The sequence below is a fragment of the Actinospica sp. genome, assembly GCF_035552695.1.
Taxonomy (GTDB): domain Bacteria; phylum Actinomycetota; class Actinomycetes; order Streptomycetales; family Catenulisporaceae; genus Actinospica.
Window position 1 is genome coordinate 1 of sequence record NZ_DASZKT010000195.1, and the last position, 3,228, is coordinate 3,228.

A 3,228-nucleotide genomic window follows, 5' to 3' on the forward strand; every position below is an offset into this window, starting at 1 on the left:
GGCCCGCGCGGCCTGGGTGGCCTTGGTGATGATGTCCTTGGCCTCGCCGGGGTTGCGCTCGAACCAGTCGCGCAGGTGGTCGTTGCAGGCCTTCTGCACGAACGACTTCGCCTCGGTGTTGCCGAGCTTGGTCTTGGTCTGCCCCTCGAACTGCGGCTCGGCCAGCTTGACCGAGACGATCGCGGTGAGCCCCTCGCGGACATCCTCACCGGTCAGGTTGTCTTCCTTCTCGCGGAGCAGCTTCTGCTCGCGTGCGTACCTGTTGACGATCGTGGTGAGCGCCGAGCGGAAGCCCTCCTCGTGGGTGCCGCCCTCGGCCGTGCTGATCGTGTTCGCGAACGTGTGCACCGACTCGGCGTAGGAGGCATTCCACTGCATGGCGATCTCGACGGCGATGCCATCGCCCTCGTCGCCGAACTCGATGACCGAGCCGTGCACCGGCTCCTTGGAGGCGTTCAGGTACCGGACGAAGTCCGCGATCCCGCCGGGATAGCAGTAACTGACCACCCGCGGCTCGCCGTTGATGTGCTCCGGCCGCTCGTCGGTCAGCGTGATCCGCAGCCCCCGGTTGAGGAAGGCCATCTCCTGCAGGCGGCGGGCCAGCGTCTCGAAGCTCCAGTCCAGCGTCTCGAAGATCGAGCCGTCCGGCCAGAACGTCGTGGTGGTGCCGTGCGCGTCGGTTTCCTCGCCGCGGATGACCTCGGTGACCGGGTCGCCCCGCTCGTAGGACTGGCGCCAGACGTACCCGTCCCTGCGGACCTCCACGTCGAGCCGCCGGGACAGCGCGTTCACCACCGACACGCCGACGCCGTGCAGCCCGCCGGAGACGGCGTATGACTTGCCGTCGAACTTGCCGCCGGCGTGCAGCGTGGTGTGCACGACCTCAAGTGCGGACCGCTGCTCCACCGGGTGCATGTCCACCGGGATGCCCCGGCCGTCGTCGCGGACCCGGACGCCGCCGTCGGCTAGCAGGGTAACGTCGATCTCATCGGCCTCGCCGGCCAGCGCCTCGTCCACCGAGTTGTCCACGACTTCCTGGACGAGATGGTGCAGTCCGCGCTCACCAGTGGAGCCGATGTACATGCCGGGTCGCTTGCGGACCGCCTCGAGGCCTTCAAGAACGGTGATCGAGCGTGCGTCGTAGGACGACAAAGTTTCTGAACCCCTCCTGCCGGTACAGCGCGCTACCCAGACACTGCGCCATCAGACCCCAGCGTCATCTACCCGGGTGCGCTGTACCATTTTACCTGCGAGTACCGTCTGAAACGGGCTTGTTCAGCCGTAGGTGTCGCGCGGCCCCCGGCCCCCCGGCGCGCGCCACGCGCCTGGCTTGCGCGGCGGCCCCGCCGGCCCCCTGACCTTGACCCGCCGGACCGTCCCGTCACCGAGTTCCGCGTTGAGCCGCCGCACTAGCGTCGCGGCGAGTAGCCGCAGCTGGGTGGCCCAGGCGGTGGAGTCGGCCACGATCAGCAGCTCGCCGTCGGCAAACCCGTCCGGCCGGGCGTGCGCGGAGAGCTCCGGGCCGACGATCTCCTCCCAGCGGCCGAACGCCGAGCCGACCGCCGCCTGCTGCTGCCATCCGCGCTCGGCCAGCAGCCGGGTGATCGCCGCGCCCAGCGGCTGCGGATCCTCGCTGCGCCCGCCGCGCTGCGCAGCGGGGTCAGCGTTGCTCCGTTCGGGAAAATTTTTACGTCCCGAACGCGCAGAGGCCGGCCTGTCGTCCCGGGCCCTGGCGTCCTGCACGGCGGCGGCGAGCGCCTCCCGGGCGCTGCTGATCTGGCGCTCGGCGTCCTCACCCGGCACGAGTGATCACCCCGCCGGACACGTCGAACCTGGTGGTGGCCATGGCAGTGGGCAGGTCGGCCGGCACCGCGGCAGTGACGATGACCTGCTCGGCGGCGGCCGCGAGCGCGGCGAGCCGGTCCCTGCGCTGCCCGTCGAGTTCGGCGAACACGTCGTCGAGCAGCAGCACCGGGTCATCGCCGGACGAGCGGAGCAGCTCGTAGCCGGCCAGCCGCAGGGCGAGCGCGAACGACCAGGACTCGCCGTGGCTCGCGTAGCCGCGGGCGGGCAGCTCGCCGATGCGCAGCTCCAGCTCGTCGCGGTGCGGGCCGACCAGGCAGACCGCCCGCTCCAGCTCGGCGCCACGGGACTCGGCAAGCGCCTCGCGCAGGCTGGCCGCCAGCTGCTCCTGGTCGGCCGCCGGCTCCGCCTTGTCCCGCAGCGAGGGGCGGTAGGTGAGCTCCACGGCGCACTCGTCGCCGGACACCGCGGCGTACGCCTTGACCGCCAGCGGCCGCAGCGCGCCGACCAGCTCGAGCCGCCCGGCCATCAGCTCGGCGCCGGTGCGGACCAGCTGCTCATCCCAGGCGTCGAGGGCGCCGAGCATCGGCCGGTTGCCCGGCGGCCTGGCTCGCGCCGACTTCAGCAGCGCCGTCCGCTGCCTGACGACCCGGTCGTAGTCGGACCGGACCCCCGCGTACCGCGGCGCGGACTGGATCAGCAGGTCGTCGAGGTAGCGGCGGCGCTCGCCCGGGTCGCCCTTCACCAGGGCGAGGTCCTCGGGAGCGAACAGCACGGCGTGCAGCACGCCGAGTACCTGCCGGGGCCGCTGTACCGCTGCCCGGTTGAGCCTGGCCCGGTTGGCGCGGGATGGGTTGATCTCGATCTCGACCAGGCTGCTGCGGTCCGCCGCGGTCACCGCGGCCCGCACGATGGCCCGCTCGGCGCCGCTGCGCACCAACGGCGCGTCGGTGGCGACCCGGTGGCTGGCCAGGGTCGCGACGTAGCCGACCGCCTCGACCAGGTTGGTCTTGCCCTCGCCGTTCGCGCCGGTGAACGAGGTCACGCCGGGCTCCAGCGGAACGTCCGCCGCCGGGTAACAGCGGAAGTCGGTCAGCGCGAGCCGGGTGAGATGCACAGTGTCTCAGGCTACTGCCGTCCTGCTCGTCCGCCCGCCCTCAGCCGCCGAGCCGGATCGGCATCAGCAGGTAGCGGTAGTCGGGCGCGTGGTCCGCCGCGGGCTTGCCGGTGATCACGGCGGGCTTGGCCGACGTGGTGAACGAGATCCGGACGGTGTCGGAGTCCAGCACGGTCAGCCCGTCGAGCAGGTACTGCGGGTTGAACGCGATCTGGATGTCGTCGCCCTCGTAGCTCGCCTCGAGCGTCTCGGCGGCCTGCGCCTCGTCCCCGGTGCCCGCCTCGAGCAGCAGCTGGCCGGCGGTGAAC

The 3,228-nt window shown here is 71.7% G+C and carries 3 protein-coding genes and 1 pseudogene; all 4 read right to left on the reverse strand.

Features of this window, described 5'->3' with window-relative positions; genetic code table 11:
- Positions 1-1,083: ATP-binding protein (locus tag VG296_RS22290; RefSeq protein WP_349259661.1), on the reverse strand; the 1,083-nt coding region annotated here is incomplete at its 3' end.
- 192 nt (positions 1,084-1,275) lie between these two features.
- On the reverse strand, positions 1,276-1,803 hold the full coding sequence (locus VG296_RS22295; RefSeq protein ID WP_325568676.1) for a DUF721 domain-containing protein: 528 nt from the start codon (positions 1,801-1,803) through the stop codon (positions 1,276-1,278).
- A complete protein-coding gene (gene recF / locus VG296_RS22300; protein WP_325568678.1) occupies positions 1,793-2,920 on the reverse strand; it encodes a DNA replication/repair protein RecF in 1,128 nt (375 codons plus the stop codon). Before recF ends, VG296_RS22295 begins: the two co-directional genes overlap by 11 nt.
- A gap of 40 nt (positions 2,921-2,960) precedes the next feature.
- Positions 2,961-3,228 (reverse strand): annotated as a pseudogene (locus tag VG296_RS22305) (DNA polymerase III subunit beta); the annotation flags it as partial.